Origin of the sequence: Undibacterium sp. Ji22W, assembly GCF_049340305.1 — a bacterium.
GTDB lineage: Bacteria > Pseudomonadota > Gammaproteobacteria > Burkholderiales > Burkholderiaceae_D > Undibacterium.
This window is the reverse complement of the sequence record NZ_JBMPOU010000001.1, coordinates 218,371-236,832: the sequence shown is the minus strand read 5'-3', so window position 1 is coordinate 236,832 and position 18,462 is coordinate 218,371. Positions and strand designations below refer to the sequence as shown.

Genomic DNA, 18,462 nt, shown 5'->3' with positions numbered 1-18,462 from the left:
TTATGCCCGCTTCTTTCATGGGAATAAGCCTGTTCATTAGCTTCACCACATGATTTTCCCGATATTCATCAAAGACGACATAACCGCATTGATAACGAATCTCACTTACGCAAGACAATTAAAAGAGGACAACAAATGACTATTCAATCGTACTTTTCCACGCCATCCGCGTGGCTCCCTTCGTGGCTAACGTCGTGGCTATCATCGCGACTAACGAAACGGAACACAACATGGCTACCAATCCTGTTAGTGGCGGCATTCAGCACTGCCTGTGGCGGTGGTGGTGATCAGGGGCGTGAGCCAATATTAGGCATCCCTGCAGCCAATTTGGTCGCACTCAATATCTCGCCTTTAAGCAGCTCTATACAAATCAGTGGTATGCAACAATATGTCGCCACCGCCTCTTTTGCCGATGGCAGTTCTCGAGTCGTAAGCAGCGATAGTAGCTGGACTTCCAGTACTGCTGCCAATGCCAGCATTACCAATGCAGGCCTGGCGCAAGGTCTAGTCGCTGGCAATACAACGATCACGGCCAAGTATGGCGACAAGTCAGCAACGGCAAGCTTAACAGTGCTTCCTGCTACTTTGTTGTCGATTGCGGTGACGCCACCAAACCCAAGTATCCCACTGGGGAATCAACAAGTATTCAAAGCGATAGGTACTTATTCTAACGGTGCCAGTACTGACATTTCAGCGATCGCGGTCTTCAGTACAACTAATCCTGCCATTGCCAGTATTTCAGCGTCAGGGACAGCGAAAGGTTTAAGCGTAGGTGTAACGCCTGTTGTTGCCAGCTCTGGCGGATTGAGTGGCACCACAAATCTCACGGTAAGCCCAGCGGCTTTAGTGCAATTAGCAATAACACCTGTCAACCCTAGCTTGCAAGTTGGCGCGACACAAGCCTTGATTGTCACTGCAAGTTATACCGATGGCAGTACAGTCAATGTCAGCACCAGCAGTACATATACTTCCGTGACACCTGCCATTGCAAAAGTTATTGCCAACACGGGTGTAGTGACTGGCGTGAGCACAGGTACCAGCGCAGTCAGCGCGACTTTTAATGGCATGACGATCAGTACGACGGTGACAGTAACCCCTGCACTATTAGTCTCGATCGCAGTCACGCCAGCAAGTGCGAATATCAATATCGCTGGAACGCAAAATTTTGTAGCAACCGGAACCTACAGCGATGGCTCAGTGACAAATATCAGTAGCTCCGTCGTGTGGACTTCTAGCGATATCACTAAAGCGACGATTTTATCAGGTGGTACCGCGACAGGATTGGCAATCGGCTCTAGCACCATGACCGCGACGTTTCAAACGAAGTCTGGTAGCGCATTGCTGAATGTCGTACCAACGCCGACCATCACAAGCATCACAGTTACGCCGGCGACGAATACAGTAGCAGTCGGTGGCACCAAAAGTTTTGTTGCAACCGCATTGTATTCAGACAGCAGCACCTTAAATATTACAAGTACTGCGATTTGGAGTTCAAATCAACCGCTGATCGCGACGGTCAATTCTGTCGGCGTGACAACGGGTGTTAGCTCTGGACTAGCCACGATGAGCGCTAGCTTGGGTGGACGTACAGGTACGGCAGATTTGACAGTGACGCCAGCCTTAGTGATGACGTCAATTACCGTCACACCATTAACACCGAGCGCAGCTGTGGGAGCAACTCTGCAATTTGTTGCCACTGCGGTTTACAATGATTTGAGCACACAAAATATCAGCAACACGGTGGTTTGGAGTTCTTCCAATGCGATAGTCGCGACGATTAGTAATTCAGCACCTAAAGGATTGGCATCGGCACTCGCTGTCGGAAACACGACCATCACCGCAACTCAGGGCACACTCAATGCCAATACAAATTTCACCGTCACAGCGCCGCTCGTTGCGGGTATTAATTTGCGAACCGCTGCGACTTTCGGCGTCTTAGCAGGCAATTCCATTACAAATAATTCCGGTGGTTTAACGCTGATCACCGGCGACATCGGATCACCATCACAAACGGTGGACCCTGTGCAAACTGCTGGTTATACCAACTACAAATCGGGAGCTATTCTCGCTGGCGCTTTAGCCGACGTACAAGTCGCGATTGCTGATGCGAATTCACGTCCATGTGACGTGAATTCAGCTTCTGGCATCAACCTCGGCGGCCTGACTTTACCACCAGGCGTATACTGCTATGCAGGCTCAATCACGATTACCGGCACCTTCAATATGAGTGGACCAGGCTTGTATATCTTTCGCACCAGTTCAACTTTAAATAGTTCAGCTAATTCCATCGTTGCCTTAATCGGTGGCGCATCGGCGGCGAATGTTTTTTGGGTACCAACAGCCCCAACTACTTTAGGCGCAAACAGTGCGTTTGTCGGCACCATCATGACGACCTCAGCTGCCATCACCATGGGTGATATGGCGACTTTACAGAATGGTCGGGTCCTGTCAGCAAGCGCGGTCACACTCAGAAACAATGTGATCACGCTCTAATATTCACTGCTTACCCTTGTTCAAATTAAATTAATAGTCAGTAAAAGCCACGATATGCGTGGTTTTTGCTGCAACCGGAGAATTACATGAAACAGAATAAAAAAATCCGCCTGATCGGCCTTGTAGCTTGTGCTTTACTTTTCAACGCACACGCGCAAGCTCAATCCTTCAGCCAAGATAGTCAAACCAAAGAATGGGCAAAATCCGCTTGGTACATCGGTGCCGGCTTGGGTCAGTCACGTTCTTCCATCGACGATCAACGCCTGATCAGCAGTTTGATGAACAATGGTGCTACTTCAGTCAACTTCACCAAAGATGAGCGAGATCTTGGTTACAAGTTATTCATCGGCAAACAATTGAATGAAAATTTCGCCTTGGAAGGTGGTTACTTCAATTTAGGTAAATCAAGTTTTTCAGCACTCGGCAATCCGGGAACGCTCAACGGCGAAGTGGGTTTTCAAGGTGTAAATTTAGACTTACTTGGACGCGTCAATTTCACTGAGCGCTTCTCTTTTATCGCCAATATCGGGATGCATTACACCGAAGCAAAAGCCCATTTCAACGGTAATCGTCTTTACGCCGTTACTAACCCGAATCCAACCGAAAGCAAACTCAATGGCAAGTATGGTTTGGGCTTGGAATATCAAATGACACAAGCTCTTGCCGTGCGCGCTCAGGTTGAACGTCATCGCGTCAATGATGGCGTTCAAAATCGCGGCGACGTCGATCTTTATTCCATCAGTCTGGTCTACAAAATGGGACAGCCAGCGCCACAACGCATCATTCCTTACGTGGCACCTGAGCCGATGCCTGCACCAGTCTCTGCGCCATTAGTAATTACCGAAACCATGCCAGCACAGGTAGTCGCTAAGCCAGCGCCAGTGCCAGTGCCAGTGCCAGTGTCAGAAAAAATCAACTTCTCCGCTGAAGCTTTATTTGATTTCGATAAATCCGTGGTTAAACCACAAGGGAAAGTCGCCCTCGATCAAATGCTTGATTCTCTCAAGAATATGAATACCGAGGTGATGGTGACAGTCGGTCATACGGATTCTATCGGTAGTGACGAATACAATCAGTCTTTGTCGATTCGCCGTGCAGAAGCCGTCAAAGCTTATTTGGTATCCCGTGGCGTCGGAGCAGATCGTGTCTACACTGAAGGCCAGGGCGAACGCCAAGCAATTGCTGATAACGCTACTAGCGAAGGCCGCGCAAAAAATCGTCGGGTGATTGTAGAAGTAGTTGGTTCACGCCGCTAATTGTATGGGCTAAATCGCAAGATAAAGTAGTGTCAACCGACACTACTTTCTTCGCCCAAAAAAAGGAAATACACCATGTACACCCAAATCCTCATACGCACTTGTTGCACACTCATCGTTGGCAGCATTTTCAGCTTCTCTAGCCCTGCGGTTTCTGCACAAGATCTAGGAGTCTCAATACGTTTTGGACCTCCCGCACCTAGAATGGAATATATGCCCAAGGCGCGCCAAGGATACACTTGGACCGAAGGTCATTGGGAATGGCGCGGACGTCGGCATAGCTGGGTCAAAGGACATTGGCTCCGAAATCAACGCGGCTATCAATATCAACAGCCGTATTGGGAACAACAGGGCAATCAATGGACGATGCATCGCGGCAAGTGGAGACAGGGTCAATCTGATCATGATCGCCAAGACAGAAGAAACCGCAATGACAGGTATCCGAATGATCCGAATCATCATTAAATCCATACCCAAATAAAAATCCGGCGTTTCCCGCCGGATTGAATCCACGCTGATCGCCCCGACTCGTCTCTATTGGGCTCGTCTCACATCTGTTACACCCAATTCTTACAAGCTCTCTTCGTGCTCTGCAAAAATTTTCAACATTGCTGCATGTCCCTGCACCGAGCTCGTAGGTTTCTAGGCACTCTCCGTCTTCTTATCCGACACCGAGATGATTTGAGCGCGACAAGCTAAATACGCAAGAAAGCACTTCTGCGGCATTTTCATCGTCAAGGTCATCGACGCAATCCGAGCTGGGCCCCATCTCACGATTTTCACTCTCTCGCAATGCAAGATCCTATTTGAACCGCACCTGTGCCATTGTGGCTGGCCGCATGGTGATTTTTTCAGAAGAACCTGATAAATTCTTTTCTTGTCTAAAATATGAAAATTGTCGCTTAATTTACTGGAGGAAACAAATTAAGCTGGATAATTTCCCTAATATCGCTGAAGATTGAGCGGAAAATTTGATTCACATTCCTCAATGCATCTTTAACGCCTGTTCAGATTGCGCAGTCAATCATTACCAATCATTCAATCAAAATGAGCATAACTAACAGTTTTGGCCAACTGACTATCGGTAATAAACGCGCACTGTTATATGGTGGCGTTTGCTTTGTCATTCTATTTTTCATCACCAGTGCTTCCCTGACTCTACTTTACTTAAGGCAAGAAGCTCAAAAACAAGTTCAACTCTCCTCTGAAAATCTCGCCAGTTCTTTGGTGCAAACTTTCGATGGCATGATCGATACCATTGATATTGCGCTGCAATCGGTAGTGGATGAAGTGAGCAGACAGCAAGCCGCCGATGCTATAGATGCAGACAATATCAACAAGCTTTTACTACGGCAGGCAAAACGTGTTCCTCATCTTGCTTTTATCCGTATCACCGACGAAAAAGGCAATATAGTTTACGGCGTAGAAAATAGAGATAAACCGACCAACCTCAATGACCGCACTTTTTTTCAGCTTTTAGTCAACGACCCTCAAGCTCAACTGATAGTCAGTCAGCCAGTATTTGCAAAAGTGGCGCAAAAATGGGTTTGGCCTTTTGCTCGCCGTATCAACCGTGGTGATGGCACATTCGCTGGCATCGTTTATGCCTCGGTTTATGCTGAAGAAATCGAAGATATTTTTAGAAAAATTCATATAGGAGAAGGTAGTTCAATCGCTCTGCGAGATCAAAATTTGACTCTGATTGCACGTACAACATTTGATCGCAACAACACCATTCCCATTGGCAGCACTTCAATTTCAAATCCATTCAAAAACACGCTGAAATTAAATCCAAATCGCGGCACTTATACCAGCGATGCTACGAGCTCTGATGCCATCACGCGTATCTATTCTTATCAACGTAGTGATAAGTATAACTATATCGCCAATATTGGCTTGGCCACTGATGTCGCACTCAAAGCTTGGGAAAAGCATGTCGGGGTTGTTAGCCTGATCCTTGTCGTATTCGCTATCACACTTTTATATTTAACACGGAAAATTGACTTAGCGTGGCGACAATATGATGACGCGATTCTTACATTGAAAGACAGCGCTGAACAACTTTCACATAAACATCAGCTACTCAAAGACTCCGACAAAAAACACCGGTCTATTTTAGAAAGATTACACACTGCGATCGTCGTGCATGCACCAGATACGAGTATTATTTTTAGCAACTCGCGTGCTTCTGAATTACTTGGTTTATCTGAAGATCAACTCATCGGAAAAGTGGCAATCGACCCAAATTGGTGTTTTGTCGATGAAAGTGGGAAAAGGATGCATCCGGATCAATATCCGGTTCAGCGAGCACTAACTACAAAAAAATCCTTCTCAGAAATGGTGCTGGGAATTCGCCATCCTGACACACATGAAATACTCTGGGCACAGGTGAGTGCGTTTTTGGAGCATGATGAACAGCATCAGTTGCACCAAATTATCGTCAACTTTAATGATATTACTGAGCGCAAAGAAGCCGAAATGCGCTGGCAATTTGCATTGGAAGGTGCTGGCGATGGTGTATGGGACATCAATCTCATCACGAAGAAAGGACAGTTTTCAAAAACCTATTTGAGCATGTTGGGCTACCCCGAACATAGTTTCGAAGAAAACTATAATGAGCTTTTCTCTCTCATTCACCCTGAAGATCGCTCTCATTTATTGGCTGAAATAGAAAATTATAGAAATGGGCAATCTAGCCAATTTTCGGCGGAATATAGGATGCGCTGTGCGGATGGTAAATATAAGTGGATTTTTGGACGGGGAATGGTGGTTAGTGTCAATGAAGCTGGTCAATCTCTGAGAATGGTGGGCACCCATACCGATATTTCTGCGATGAAAAATGCGGAAGAAAAAATTTGGACTGAAGCAAATTACGACTCCTTAACCAAACTTCCCAATCGCCGCTTGTTTTATGACCGCGTTGAAGAGAATATCAAGAAAGCACAGCGTGAGCACGAAACAGTCGCCCTTCTCTTTATTGATCTAGACAGATTTAAAGAGGTCAATGACACCCTCGGGCACCACGTCGGTGATCAGCTACTAATTCAGGCAGCGACACGCATCAAGTCTTCGGTAAGGGTCTATGACACCGTGGCACGGATTGGTGGTGATGAATTCACTGTCATACTGACTGATGTACATGACACGGTCGACGTTGGTAAACTCGCGGAAAAAATTATTGCTCAATTATCTCAACCTTTTACTATTTCAGGGGTTGAGTCTTACGTCTCCGCCAGCATCGGCATCGCCCTGTACCCGAATGATGCACAGAGCGTTATTGAACTCACCCAGCAAGCGGATCAGGCGATGTATTCGGCCAAAGATAATGGTCGTCAATGCTTTCGCTTCTTCACCAAAACCATGCAAGAAGATGCTACGCACCGAATGCGTTTGGCAAACGACTTGCGCCACGCCTTAAGACAAAATCAATTCCTGGTTTACTACCAACCGATTATCGATCTTAGCAATGGTCAGACCTACAAAGCTGAGGCATTAATACGCTGGCAACATCCCGAGCTAGGGTTTATTTCACCAGCGAGTTTTATTCCTATCGCAGAAGATACTGGCACGATACATCAGATCGGCAATTGGGTATTTTCGCAAGCCATAGAGCAGGTAAAAATTTGTCAGTCACTTTCAAAAAGAAAATTTCAAATTAGCGTGAATAAGTCCCCAGTACAGTTTTTAGTTGAACGCGGGGATCAACAGCAATGGCTGGATCAAATCCTTGATTCCGGTATTGATGGTGACAATATTGTCATTGAAATTACTGAGGGAATTTTGATTAACAATGATATCCGCGTCACTCAGAGTCTATTGCAATATCGGGACGCAAAAATTCAGGTGGCTATTGACGATTTTGGGACTGGCTATTCTTCACTGTCCTATTTGAAAAAATTCGATGTTGATTATTTAAAAATTGATCAATCATTTACCCAGAATCTCTCTTTGCATTCGTCTGAATATGCGCTGTGTGAAGCTATCATCGTGATGGCGCACAAGTTAGGTATTCAAGTGATTGCTGAAGGTGTAGAAACTGAGGAGCAACACCAACTACTGAAAAAAATGGGATGCGATTTTGCTCAAGGTTACCTATTTTCCAGGCCAGTACCAGCCGCTCAACTAATCGAGTTCATCACCGCAACTTCGGCAATCGACGCACATTAAAAACCGGCGTAAGAACTTGATGGTTTCACACATGCATGCAGGTCCACCTTGGTTCTCAAAATGCGAACTTGAAAACTTAGGTAAACAACGAATAAATCGCGTTAATAAATTAGGTTTTCAGTATGGAAAAATTTCAGAGTAAAACTCATTTCCTTCGCCTCTTTTGCCATTTTCCGTTTAGCTCTCTATGTCAAAACCTATCCTCACTAACAACATATCTAGCACATATAGCACATACTATCAGGCGACTGCGGTCACAAACCACTACCCAACACTAAACCAAAATGTCGATTGTGAAGTCTGCATTATTGGCGCTGGCTTTGCTGGCTTGGCAACTGCGCGAGGTTTGGTCGAACGTGGCATCCACAACATCGTCGTATTAGAGGCAGAGGATATCGGACACGGCGCATCTGGACGAAATGGCGGATTTGTCTTTGGTGGCTATAGTTTAGATAATCGCGATTTACTGCAGCAAGTTGGGTCGACATCTGCCCGGCAACTGTATCAACTCAGTCTCGATGCAGTCGATTTAATCCGTCGGCGTATCGATCAATATGCCATTGACTGTGATATCAACACCCACGGCGTGTTGCTGGCGAACTGGTTCAACGACCCGACTATCTTACAAAAACAACGCGATTTGATGATGTGCGAATTCGATGTCGAATGGGATGCCTGGTCGGTAACAAAAACTCGCGAGCATTTGCGTACTCAACGCTACTTTGGAGCACTGCATGAAAAGAATGCTTTTCATTTTCACCCACTCAAATATGCCCATGGAAAAGCGCGTGTGTTAGTGCAACAAGGCGTACAAATTTTCACTAAAACTCGCGTGACATCGATTGAAACAGACACCGCAGAAAAAATAATTCGTACGCAACAAGCCACAGTCCGCGCAAAAAAAGTCGTCGTTTGCTGTGGCGGTTACATCGAAAAATTCTATCCGCAATTGGCGCGCGCAGTGTTGCCTATTGCCACTTATGTAATGACAACTGAAGCGCTGGGTGACCGCTTACAAAACGTATTTTCTACCGGTTGTGAAAGCCCTGCCGTCTACGATACGCGCTTTGCGTTTGACTATTATCGCCCTCTCGCCGACACCCGTCTTTTATGGGGCGGACGCATCTCGATTCGAGATCGCCAAGCGCATGAAGTAGCAAAACTGTTGGCCGCTGACATGCGCAAAGTTTATCCGCAATTAGCAAAGACGAAAGTCGAGTTCGCCTGGAGCGGTCTCATGAGTTATGCGCAACACAAAATGCCACAGATCGGCTGTTTGCCGAATGGCGTATGGTATGCAATGGGATTTGGTGGTCATGGTGTAGCGCCGACCACCGTGGCGGGTGAACTTGTCGCGACTGCTATCTGCAACAATCAAGTTCTGCCCGCTGGCTTAGAACACTATGGTTTGCCACCGACCTTTGGCTCGCTAGGTCTGCTGGCTGCGCAATGCGCCTATTGGTACTACGAACTTCGTGACTGGATGCGTGAATGAGCAATTCAACAGTCTCAGGTGCGTCAAACAATTTACGCCATTAATTTAAATCGGCGTTGAATCGGTGTTGATTCAATTTAGAATCTTTTTCTCAAGCGCTGTCATTCGCTTATTAGTTCTCAACTGTCAGACATCGATAGCCGATTATTCCGCAACCATTGCCGCTTTTTCCGCTGCGCTTAAACGCTTGGCATGGATCTCAATCACTTGTGTCACGACCATTTGTGCCATCTCTAAGTCGTAAGCCAATTTATCTTCATCGCTCATACGTTTTGCACTGATGGTGACAGTTTGCACAGGTGCCACAGCAGCCCCAACATCAGTTGTTGTGGCGACGTTTACAACGCCGACGAATATCAAGGAAGTGAGGCAAGCAGACACGGCAGAAACGATGGCTGTCGCAGTTAATGTTTTCATGATAATTCTCCTAAAGAGTGAGTGGATTTTTCTTGCAAATTTGGTCGAACTGCAAACTCTTTAATGTTTCGTCTTGCCTTTCGATGTGTGTACTTTATCGGAGCCTCTAGTCAATAGCGAACGCTATGCGATGAAACGCCTGAACTCAGGGACTAACTGATGAAAAGGCGGAACTAATGAATGTTTCCAGTTTATTTTAGTTCGTTGCTATGTTGGCCTAGACAGCCGATACTGACACCGCAGTCTCAATACCCGAACCAAGCTTGATCTGAAACAAAAAACGTCTGAATCGTAGTGCTAGAATAAATTTCATGAACTCTCTGAAAACGATCATCCTCTTCATCGACGCGAAGTGAACACTATGAATAACAAACATACCCATCATCAGCCCGTTGCTCACCACGCGTTAGAATTAGAGCAATTATTGGAGGTACCTCCCGATGCCGAGCATCCACTCATAGGCCAATTTTTACTTAACGAAGAGGTTATCAGCCCGGATGTATTGCGCAAAGCGCTCCATCTGGCACGTTCTGCCGACGGTAAAAAATTAGGCGAGATCTTGGTTGAACTCGGAGCCATTAACCAGCAGGATTTAGAGACTGCATTACTAGCGCAATTGGAAGTTCCTCTTGTCAATCTGTCCGTCTTTAATGTCGACCCACAAACTTTAGTATTGCTGCCAGACGATGTGGCCAGGCGCTATCAAGTCATCCCATTAATGCTACATGATGATGGCTTGGTCATTGCCTCAGGAAAATTGCTCAGTCCTGAAGTGATAGAAATATTACGATTCATCACACAAAAGACCATCATTAACGTCATTGCCGCCCCCAAAGACATCGTTCAGGCGATCAATGATAACTATCTTCAGCAAAATGATAGCGAGGAATTAAATCAATTTGAACGGTCCATCGAGTCACAAGAGCAAGACAGCCAGGAACTCAAAGACGCCGAATTTATGGCGAAGCAACAACCTATTGTCAAGTTGGTCGATGCCATTCTGAAAACAGCGATTCAAAGAAATGCCTCAGACATCCACATACGACCAGAGGGGAAACATTTTGATTTACTCTACCGAATTGATGGTTCGATGATCAAAATTCGAGAATACCCAAAGACGGTGTTACCAGCTGTCGTTGGTCGTATCAAAATCTTATCTCGTCTGAATATTGCTGAACGCCGTTTACCACAGGATGGTCGTATCACTTTTCGGCAAGATCAAAACAAAATCGATCTCAGGATATCCATCATTCCAGTGCAATATGGCGAAAGTATCGTGATCAGGATTTTGAATAAAAATCAGGGACTCAGAACAATTTCACAAATTGGCTTTGAGAGCATAGACGAAGCGCGCTTTCAAGATTTACTGAATCGTTCACATGGAATCGTGCTGGTCACTGGGCCTACGGGCTCAGGCAAAACGACGACACTCTATGCTGCACTACAAGAGATCGTTAAACAAAATCTAAATATCGTCACGGTTGAGGACCCAATTGAATATGATTTGCCGACGACGCGACAAATCCAATTAATTCCAACGATAAATTTCAGTTTCCCACAGGCGCTCCGACATATCTTGCGGCACGATCCTGACGTCATCATGATCGGTGAGATGCGTGATAGTGAGACTTGCAAAATTGCGGTAGAAAGCGCACTGACAGGGCATCTGGTATTCAGCACCTTGCATACGAATGACGCTGTCAGCAGTATCGTACGCTTAATGGAAATTGGCGTGGAATCGTACATGATACGATCCGCAGTAATCGGTATTTTGGCTCAACGTTTGGTCAGAAAAAACTGTCCGTATTGTCTTGCGGAAGAAGAGATATCGCCGATGATGCGTAAAAATTTGAATTTAAAAGCGGACGAAGTTTTCTATCAAGGCAAAGGCTGCGATGAATGTCATGGCACCGGTTTTGCGGGGCGACTGGCGGTCTATGAATTACTTCTGATCAATGAAGAGATACGGGACTTGATTCAACCGGGCATGTCATCTGATCAGGTCAGTAAGTTAGCGATCGCCAATGGTATGACGCCTTTATCCGTGAACGGCATCAATCAGGCCAGACTCAAACTTACTTCGATAGCAGAGGTCTATCGCGCTTGTATGTAATAGGAGCCGGAATTTTTCAATAAGTATTGTTGCTCAAGCGAGGTAAGCATCGTTAACTTAGTGAATTATTCCGTTGCCATTTTCGCTTTTTCTGCGGCAGTCAACCTTTTTCCGTGCACTTCAACCACTTGTGTCACGACCATTTGTGCCATCTCTAAATCGTAGGCTAATTTATCTTCATCGCTCATGCGTTTAGCAGTGACAGTGATCGATTGAACTGGTGTGACTGTTGCACCGACTTCAGCAGTTGTTGCGACGTTGACGATGCCAACAAAAATCAAAGAAGTTAAGCATGCGGAAGCTGCAGAAACGATGGCAGTTGCAGTAATTGTTTTCATGGTTTTTCTCCTAGAATTTGTTCATTTTAATGAGTATTTTTTCGCACTATCTGGCAATTGAGATTCAATCTAAAACCTGTTTTGCCTTTCGATGTGTGTACTTTATCGAAGCGCTTAGTCAAGTGCGAGCACCATGCGACGAAATGCACAATGGTGGGAATCAAGTACAAAAAAATGAGATGGAGCGATTTAAAAACACGTTTGCTTACAGCCCCTGGCTACGACAATAAACATTCATCCAAAACTTCCTCCCGAGAATTTTATTTGGCAAAGGTCTTATTAGGCGGGACTTTAAGCTAGCCATGTGCGACCTTTATTTAAAAACATAAAGACTCACATCGTTATCAACAATAATTCTGCACTCAGAGCTAACCTACGCTCGTAGGTCTATTCCAACCGAAAAAATTTTCATTATGCGTTTAAAAAACATTGTCATTTTTTTTGCCATCTGTCTTGGTGGCTGTCAGTCGGTGCAAAATCAATCCATTCCCCTACATAAAGACTTTCTCAACACTGCAGAGCGACTAGAAATCAAACGTCCAAACTGGCGCCTTAGTGATTCTGTTTATCAGCAACATTTGCAAGGCTACGAAATTCATAGCACTGAAACGGCTTGGGCGAAGACCGACAAAACCGAACTTTGGTTTTCCGAGTCTGGTGGCCTGCTCGATGGATTTGAAATCAAGGATAAATTTTTACGTCTGCTATTTCTTGACCTACTTGATATGCGACGACAAACACGTCATCGCTACCTATTCCATAGCGAGCAAGACTTTGGATTCGTCATCAATTCCGACAAACAGGCAGAAATGCGAGTGCGCTGTCGCCGCGTGGCACTAGCAGATCATTTAGATGTCGTTCGATTTTCAGGCAATCAACGCTCAAGTACGACCGAATTTCGACAACGCTTAAATAGCTATCTGGCCTGTGAACTTCAACAAAATAATAGGCAGTGGCGCCTAACGGTTAATACTGCGAGCAATGCGGATGGAGCGACGCCACAAATTCAATTGCAAGAGCAGGATCTGCAGACATCCAACGACATACGATTTGAATTAGTCAAGGAAAGCAGTTATTTGGTGAATGGTGAATGGAGAACAATGACTTTCGGCCCTCAACAATTTTCTGGATTGCAGGTACAGCAAAGAAATCAAACCATTGCAGCCACGTCATTTGATGGCGCGACACCCAAAATATGGTTAAACGGAGATTTACCTGCGACGCAAAAAACACTGATGTTAGGGATCAACTACAGTTTGATGATGTACGATTGGCTAGATAGTGGTTGGCGTAAGAACCATTAGCACACTGCTTAGGGAGAATGAAGTAACGACGGATACAAAGAAGAAATGAGTGCCTGAAGAGATTTTACTTTGCTAATTTCTCGTCATTGCCACGCTAGAAATAGCGTAGGCGGATTTATCTAACTGCTTTTTACTTCTTCAAGAGTCGGCACTCGAACTCTTTTTTTTATTCAACTTAGCATGCAACTTGCCGCATGAGCAGTATGAACAAAGTGACTAGGAACCAATGGTCAATGATTTCTCTCGGTTCTTATTCATCTGCCATTGCTGCTTTTTGCGCTGGTGTTAATCGTTTAGCGCTGATCACGACCGTTTGCATCATCGATGTTTCTTGGTCATAAGCGAGCTTTTCTGCCTCGGTCATGCGGGCATGGCGGACTGTCACTGTTTGTACTGGCACCGGTGAAGCTTCAACTTGTGTTGTCGTAGCGACGTTGACGATACCAACAAAAATCAACGATGTAACACATGCAGAAACTGCAGAAACGATGGCTGTGGCGGTAATTGTTTTCATGATGTTCTCCTAAAAAGTGTTTTAAATGACGAGTGATTAAGTACTGCGTTTTGTTTGTTTTCTTTATCGAATTGTGATTCGATGGCTGTACTGTAATCGAGCCCTAAGTCAAGTGCTATGGGCATGCGACGAAACGCGAAAAGTGCGGGATTAAGCTGCAAAAAGCGCGTTTAAGCTGCAGCGCTAAGCTGAACGAATATTGGCTATAGTGAGAAAACGCGATGAAGGCAGCGCTTATTCTGGAGGCTTTTAGTGCGTATTTAGTGCGGACTTAGTGCACATTAAGTCCGTGACTAGCACGGGATTAATAGCTGACTAATAGCTGACTAATAGCTGACTGGCAGCTCGAAACGATAGCCAACGCCATAAACCGATTGCAGGCAATCGGCAAACGCGATAGTTCCTGTCGATTTAATACTACCGATTTTCTTGCGGATATTTTTGATGTGGGCGTCGATAGTACGATCGCCACTATCGCGGTAGTCTTCGCTGGCGACATTCAACAACTGCTGGCGGCTATAGACGCGACTCGGGTGTTTGATTAATTCGGCTAGCAACCTATATTCAACCGGGGTCAATGCCAATACTTGTCCTTGTAGAGTGATGCTCATATTGCCCACATTGATGTCGAACAAGGGCGAACTAGTTTCTGGATAAGCTGACAATACACTGCGTCGTAATTGTGCCTTGACTCTGGCCATCACCTCGCGCGGACTAAACGGCTTGCAAACGTAATCATCAGCGCCCGCTTCCAGACCATCAAGTTTATCGTCTTCTTCTATCATGGCGGTCAGCATAATCACAGGCATCGTAGAGAATTGACGCAAGGCGACGCATAGTGCCACACCATCCATCCCTGGCAACATGCGATCCAATAGCAGCAAATCAAACGCTTCGCTGCGCAATCGCTGCAGAGCCAGGGTGCCGTCGTCGCAATGTGCCGTCTGATATCCACTTGCCTGTAAATAGTCGATTAACACCTGCGCAATTTTGTGATCATCTTCGACCACTAAAATCGAGGCTGTCGGCATCATGATGAGCTCTCCGGTTTTGTTTCGCTCGAAGGTAGCAAGATCGTGACTTTCACGCCACCTAATGCAGAAGCACTTGCTTGTATTTCACCACGATGAGCGAGTATCAGACTACGACAGATCGCGAGCCCTAAGCCACTGCCGCCTTTGACTCGAGACCGTGCCTGATCTTCCCGATAAAGCCTGTCAAACATTTTATGATGCATGCCTTCGGCTAATCCTGGTGCGCTGTCTTCGATACAAATTCTGACGATCCCTGGCTCCACGCTTAAACGTAGCAAAACCCGGCCACCGGCGTCGGTATATCGCAAACTATTTTCCAGCAAATTTTCTATCACTTGCGTTAGCCTGCTGCTGTCTGCGTGCAATTGCACTGGCAGATCTGGTGCATCGACATGCAAACTCAATTGAGCTTGCAACATACGCGCTTGGAAGCGTGATCCTAGTTGTTGTAGCAAGTCTCTCACATCAATTAGTTCAAAGTGAAAACGCAGATCGCCAGCATCGGCCAATGCGAGTTGGTGCAGGTCATCGACCAGTTTGTTTAAATGTCGGATTTCAGTCTCTAAGGATCGCACCGATTCAATATTTAAGGCCCGCACGCCGTCAATCATGGCCTCGACTTCGGCGCGCATCACCGTCAAAGGTGTACGTAATTCGTGCGACAGATCCGCCATGATTTTTTTGCGTTTTAACTCATTCTGTTCGAGATGCTTCGCCATCGCATTGATATGCTGTGCCAGATCGCCGATTTCATCTTGATTAACAATTTCAGCCCGTGCATGCAAATGCCCACTTGCAATCTGTTGCGTCGTCTTGCGCAAGCTGGCGATCGGCCGCACGAGATGTTTGCCTAACCAGATACTGACAAATGCTGCGATGAGGATAAGTGCCAAGGCCAGTATGACGATGTGACTCATCTGATTGCGAATAAACTCCAGCGTGGTTTTTTCAAAGCCAAACTCGGGCACTGGCGCCAGCACAATTCCCACAGTTTTCCCATCCTCAATAACAGCTTGCTGCAACGTTGCCTGGCCTTGACGCAAAGGGCCAAATACCGCTTCGCCATTCTCATCAATCAGCGATAAGCGCGGCCCCAGATCTAAGATTCCTGCTCGAGGACGTGCTTCTCCCGCGCGCTCTGGTGGTGGACTTCTTACTGTACCAGGCGGTGGCGGCCGGAGTGCCGGTCGTCGCTCTTGATTTTGGCGAAGAGAATTTAAGGCCGGCGGAGCTTCATCATCAGGCTCAGGTTCTGCCCGCGAATCACGCTGGAGGGGATCGGGCACGCGTCCGAGTGCGCCATCAATCAAAGGTCGTACTACGCGTGGATTGTGGCGTAAATTGCTGAAATCACCATGCTCGCTGTAATAACGCGCCAACACGAGTGCTACTTTATTGAGATCAATGAGTTGTTTTTCTTTCAGATAAGTATTGAAACCCGCTTGCAAACTCCGGCTAGTTAACCATGCCATCGTCGCAATACTCAGTACTAATACGAGTATCAGCGACAGGGATATTTTTTTAGAAATACTTAGACGCATGAGCTTGGTCGTCGTGAGGGAAACACATCAATACAAAGATCATAACCTGCAATTGTGAAGAAATTGTGATTTTGTATTAAGCGCATTACTTGATACTTAGACGCCTTGATGCCTTGATGCCTTGATGCCTTGATGCCTTGATGCTGAAATTGTTTCCCAAATTCATTCTTCCTTCACATTTGGCTTCTAAGATTTTTATCAGGGTAAGCATCAATGCGATTCTTAAAGTCGGATACTGAAGTGAAAGCTAAAGTAAAAGCCCAATGACGCATGATGCTTATGAAGGAATTTCCAAAAAACTCTATCGGAGGAATCATGCACACCAGATCAGCCGGCGCTCACATTAAATCACCAGTGTTGAAATTTATCTTCACATTGCTATTGCTGTGCCAATGTAGCTTACCCAGTTTTGCTCAAGCTCCGCGGCCTCAGCCTCAGCCTCAGCCTCAGCCTCAGCCTCAGCCTCAGCCTCAGCCACAACCACAACCAACTTTAACGCGCTTAGAAAGTTTAGGGCAACGCCTGTTTTTCGATAGAAATCTTTCAGAACCAGCAGGTACGGCATGTGCTAGTTGTCATGCAGCGAACACCGGATTTGCAAGCAATCATGGCTCACGCATCGGTGTTGCACTTGGAAGCAAACCGACCTCATTGGGCTTACGCAATTCTATGAGCAATGCTTACAATCGCTTTATTCCGCCGTTTTCTTTCATCAATACAGCGGGTGTTATTGAAGCCAAAGGCGGACACTTTTGGGATGGTCGCGCAGATACTTTAGCCTTACAAGCGTTAGGACCGTTTCTAGCCAGTGCAGAAATGAATAATCCAAACGCGACGGCTGTCGTGAGGAAAGTGGCTGTGTCAGCGTATGCAAATGAGATGCGGGCAGAATTTGGGGCAACTATTTTGAATAATCCTGAATTGGCGTTTCAAAAAATTGGCGTCGCGATTGCTGCTTTTGAGAGCACTTCTAGCTTGCAGGCTTTTAGCTCTAAATACGATGCGATGATACAAGGCAAAGCCGCATTTACACCAAACGAAAGCCGCGGCATGGCCTTGTTTATGAATCCGAACAAAGGCAATTGCGCAGCATGTCATGCAATGAATCCTGCTTCCAATAATCCACAAGACAATCTGTTTTCGGATTTCACCTACTATGCGCTAGGTGTACCAAGGAATACTGCGATTCCACAAAATGCGAATCCCAGCTTTTTTGATATAGGCTTATGTGGACCGGCACGTACCCGCCCTGCACTCAGTGCAAATGTGCCAATCACGGTCTCGATAGAACAATTTTGTGGTCGCTTCCGGATGCCAAGTTTACGCAACGTCGCCCAGCGCGAAGCCTTTATGCATAACGGCTTCTTCAAAGATCTGCGTGAGGTCTTAGCGTTCTATGCCACCCGCAATGTCGATCCACGCCGTTGGTATGGCGTGGCTGCGGTTCCCAATGATTTGCCGCTGGCGTACCAGAAAAATATCATCAACGATAAGCGCCCATTCAATCTACCACGTAATGCCGCACCCGCTTTTAGCGCGAATGAAGCGGATGACATGATCGCGTTCTTACGTACTTTAAGCGATGGTTTTTTCACCCCTCAAGCAGCTCCCGCTGTACAGGGTTTGAGTGCGTTCGGAGACAGCAAGATCAGTGTCGCAAATCCTTTTGGGGAATAGTCGCTAATTTGGCTATGGCTTGGCTGTGACTTGGCAAGACCTTCAAACAAGTTATAGTCGAGTAGAGTCGAGTAGAGTCGAGTCGAGTCAAGTCAAATCACAGGCATGTAAAA

13 protein-coding genes are annotated in these 18,462 nt (G+C 46.1%); 8 read left to right on the top strand and 5 right to left on the bottom strand.

Annotated features, from left to right (window positions below; genetic code table 11):
* The first annotated feature begins 135 nt into the window (after positions 1 to 135).
* From ACO0KW_RS00955 to ACO0KW_RS00935, 5 genes are all read left to right on the top strand, one after another.
* Complete coding sequence (locus ACO0KW_RS00955) at positions 136 to 2,493, top strand: Ig-like domain-containing protein (protein ID WP_423049755.1); 2,358 nt, start codon at positions 136 to 138, stop codon at positions 2,491 to 2,493.
* Between the two features lie 86 nt (positions 2,494 to 2,579).
* Entirely contained in the window at positions 2,580 to 3,749 is a 1,170-nt protein-coding gene (locus ACO0KW_RS00950) for an OmpA family protein (protein ID WP_423049753.1), read from the top strand.
* Positions 3,750 to 3,824: 75 nt separating this feature from the next.
* Positions 3,825 to 4,214: a YXWGXW repeat-containing protein gene (locus ACO0KW_RS00945; protein WP_423049751.1), complete on the top strand. Its 390-nt coding sequence runs from the start codon at positions 3,825 to 3,827 to the stop codon at positions 4,212 to 4,214.
* Positions 4,215 to 4,796: 582 nt separating this feature from the next.
* Positions 4,797 to 7,916 (top strand): EAL domain-containing protein, encoded by a 3,120-nt coding sequence (locus tag ACO0KW_RS00940; protein WP_423049749.1) that lies wholly within the window; start codon positions 4,797 to 4,799, stop codon positions 7,914 to 7,916.
* Positions 7,917 to 8,103: 187 nt separating this feature from the next.
* Positions 8,104 to 9,411 (top strand): NAD(P)/FAD-dependent oxidoreductase, encoded by a 1,308-nt coding sequence (locus ACO0KW_RS00935; RefSeq protein WP_423049747.1) that lies wholly within the window; start codon positions 8,104 to 8,106, stop codon positions 9,409 to 9,411.
* 144 nt (positions 9,412 to 9,555) lie between these two features.
* Here the strand turns inward: ACO0KW_RS00935 and ACO0KW_RS00930 are convergent, their stop codons facing one another.
* Positions 9,556 to 9,828, bottom strand: a complete 273-nt coding sequence (locus tag ACO0KW_RS00930) for a hypothetical protein (RefSeq protein WP_423049745.1) — start codon at positions 9,826 to 9,828, stop codon at positions 9,556 to 9,558.
* Between the two features lie 361 nt (positions 9,829 to 10,189).
* Here ACO0KW_RS00930 and ACO0KW_RS00925 point away from each other — a divergent pair, with 361 nt between their 5' ends.
* Positions 10,190 to 11,941 (top strand): GspE/PulE family protein, encoded by a 1,752-nt coding sequence (locus ACO0KW_RS00925; protein ID WP_423049743.1) that lies wholly within the window; start codon positions 10,190 to 10,192, stop codon positions 11,939 to 11,941.
* A gap of 65 nt (positions 11,942 to 12,006) precedes the next feature.
* On the opposite strand, the gene ACO0KW_RS00920 is transcribed toward ACO0KW_RS00925, so the two are convergent.
* Positions 12,007 to 12,279, bottom strand: a complete 273-nt coding sequence (locus ACO0KW_RS00920; RefSeq protein WP_423049741.1) for a hypothetical protein — start codon at positions 12,277 to 12,279, stop codon at positions 12,007 to 12,009.
* A gap of 413 nt (positions 12,280 to 12,692) precedes the next feature.
* Between ACO0KW_RS00920 and ACO0KW_RS00915 the strand changes: the two genes are divergently transcribed.
* On the top strand, positions 12,693 to 13,583 hold the full coding sequence (locus ACO0KW_RS00915; RefSeq protein WP_423049739.1) for a hypothetical protein: 891 nt from the start codon (positions 12,693 to 12,695) through the stop codon (positions 13,581 to 13,583).
* Positions 13,584 to 13,833: 250 nt separating this feature from the next.
* Here ACO0KW_RS00915 and ACO0KW_RS00910 read toward each other — a convergent pair whose 3' ends face one another.
* The 3 genes from ACO0KW_RS00910 to ACO0KW_RS00900 form a co-directional block, all read right to left on the bottom strand.
* Positions 13,834 to 14,097, bottom strand: coding sequence for a hypothetical protein (locus ACO0KW_RS00910; RefSeq protein ID WP_186943473.1), 264 nt, complete (start codon positions 14,095 to 14,097; stop codon positions 13,834 to 13,836).
* 326 nt (positions 14,098 to 14,423) lie between these two features.
* Entirely contained in the window at positions 14,424 to 15,128 is a 705-nt protein-coding gene (locus ACO0KW_RS00905) for a response regulator (RefSeq protein ID WP_423051915.1), read from the bottom strand.
* Entirely contained in the window at positions 15,128 to 16,672 is a 1,545-nt protein-coding gene (locus ACO0KW_RS00900; RefSeq protein ID WP_423049736.1) for an ATP-binding protein, read from the bottom strand. The genes ACO0KW_RS00905 and ACO0KW_RS00900 overlap by 1 nt, the downstream gene beginning before the upstream one ends.
* A gap of 315 nt (positions 16,673 to 16,987) precedes the next feature.
* Between ACO0KW_RS00900 and ACO0KW_RS00895 the strand changes: the two genes are divergently transcribed.
* Entirely contained in the window at positions 16,988 to 18,349 is a 1,362-nt protein-coding gene (locus ACO0KW_RS00895; protein WP_423049734.1) for a cytochrome-c peroxidase, read from the top strand.
* Positions 18,350 to 18,462: the final 113 nt, after the last annotated feature.

What these genes read in the sequence shown, in the direction of transcription:
- ACO0KW_RS00955 (WP_423049755.1), top strand. Translation starts at nt 136, where the DNA reads ATGACTATTCAATCGTACTTTTCCACGCCATCCGCGTGGCTCCCTTCG.
- ACO0KW_RS00950 (WP_423049753.1), top strand. Translation starts at nt 2,580, where the DNA reads ATGAAACAGAATAAAAAAATCCGCCTGATCGGCCTTGTAGCTTGTGCT.
- ACO0KW_RS00945 (WP_423049751.1), top strand. Translation starts at nt 3,825, where the DNA reads ATGTACACCCAAATCCTCATACGCACTTGTTGCACACTCATCGTTGGC.
- ACO0KW_RS00940 (WP_423049749.1), top strand. Translation starts at nt 4,797, where the DNA reads ATGAGCATAACTAACAGTTTTGGCCAACTGACTATCGGTAATAAACGC.
- ACO0KW_RS00935 (WP_423049747.1), top strand. Translation starts at nt 8,104, where the DNA reads ATGTCAAAACCTATCCTCACTAACAACATATCTAGCACATATAGCACA.
- ACO0KW_RS00930 (WP_423049745.1), bottom strand. Translation starts at nt 9,828, where the DNA reads ATGAAAACATTAACTGCGACAGCCATCGTTTCTGCCGTGTCTGCTTGC.
- ACO0KW_RS00925 (WP_423049743.1), top strand. Translation starts at nt 10,190, where the DNA reads ATGAATAACAAACATACCCATCATCAGCCCGTTGCTCACCACGCGTTA.
- ACO0KW_RS00920 (WP_423049741.1), bottom strand. Translation starts at nt 12,279, where the DNA reads ATGAAAACAATTACTGCAACTGCCATCGTTTCTGCAGCTTCCGCATGC.
- ACO0KW_RS00915 (WP_423049739.1), top strand. Translation starts at nt 12,693, where the DNA reads ATGCGTTTAAAAAACATTGTCATTTTTTTTGCCATCTGTCTTGGTGGC.
- ACO0KW_RS00910 (WP_186943473.1), bottom strand. Translation starts at nt 14,097, where the DNA reads ATGAAAACAATTACCGCCACAGCCATCGTTTCTGCAGTTTCTGCATGT.
- ACO0KW_RS00905 (WP_423051915.1), bottom strand. Translation starts at nt 15,128, where the DNA reads ATGCCGACAGCCTCGATTTTAGTGGTCGAAGATGATCACAAAATTGCG.
- ACO0KW_RS00900 (WP_423049736.1), bottom strand. Translation starts at nt 16,672, where the DNA reads ATGCGTCTAAGTATTTCTAAAAAAATATCCCTGTCGCTGATACTCGTA.
- ACO0KW_RS00895 (WP_423049734.1), top strand. Translation starts at nt 16,988, where the DNA reads ATGCACACCAGATCAGCCGGCGCTCACATTAAATCACCAGTGTTGAAA.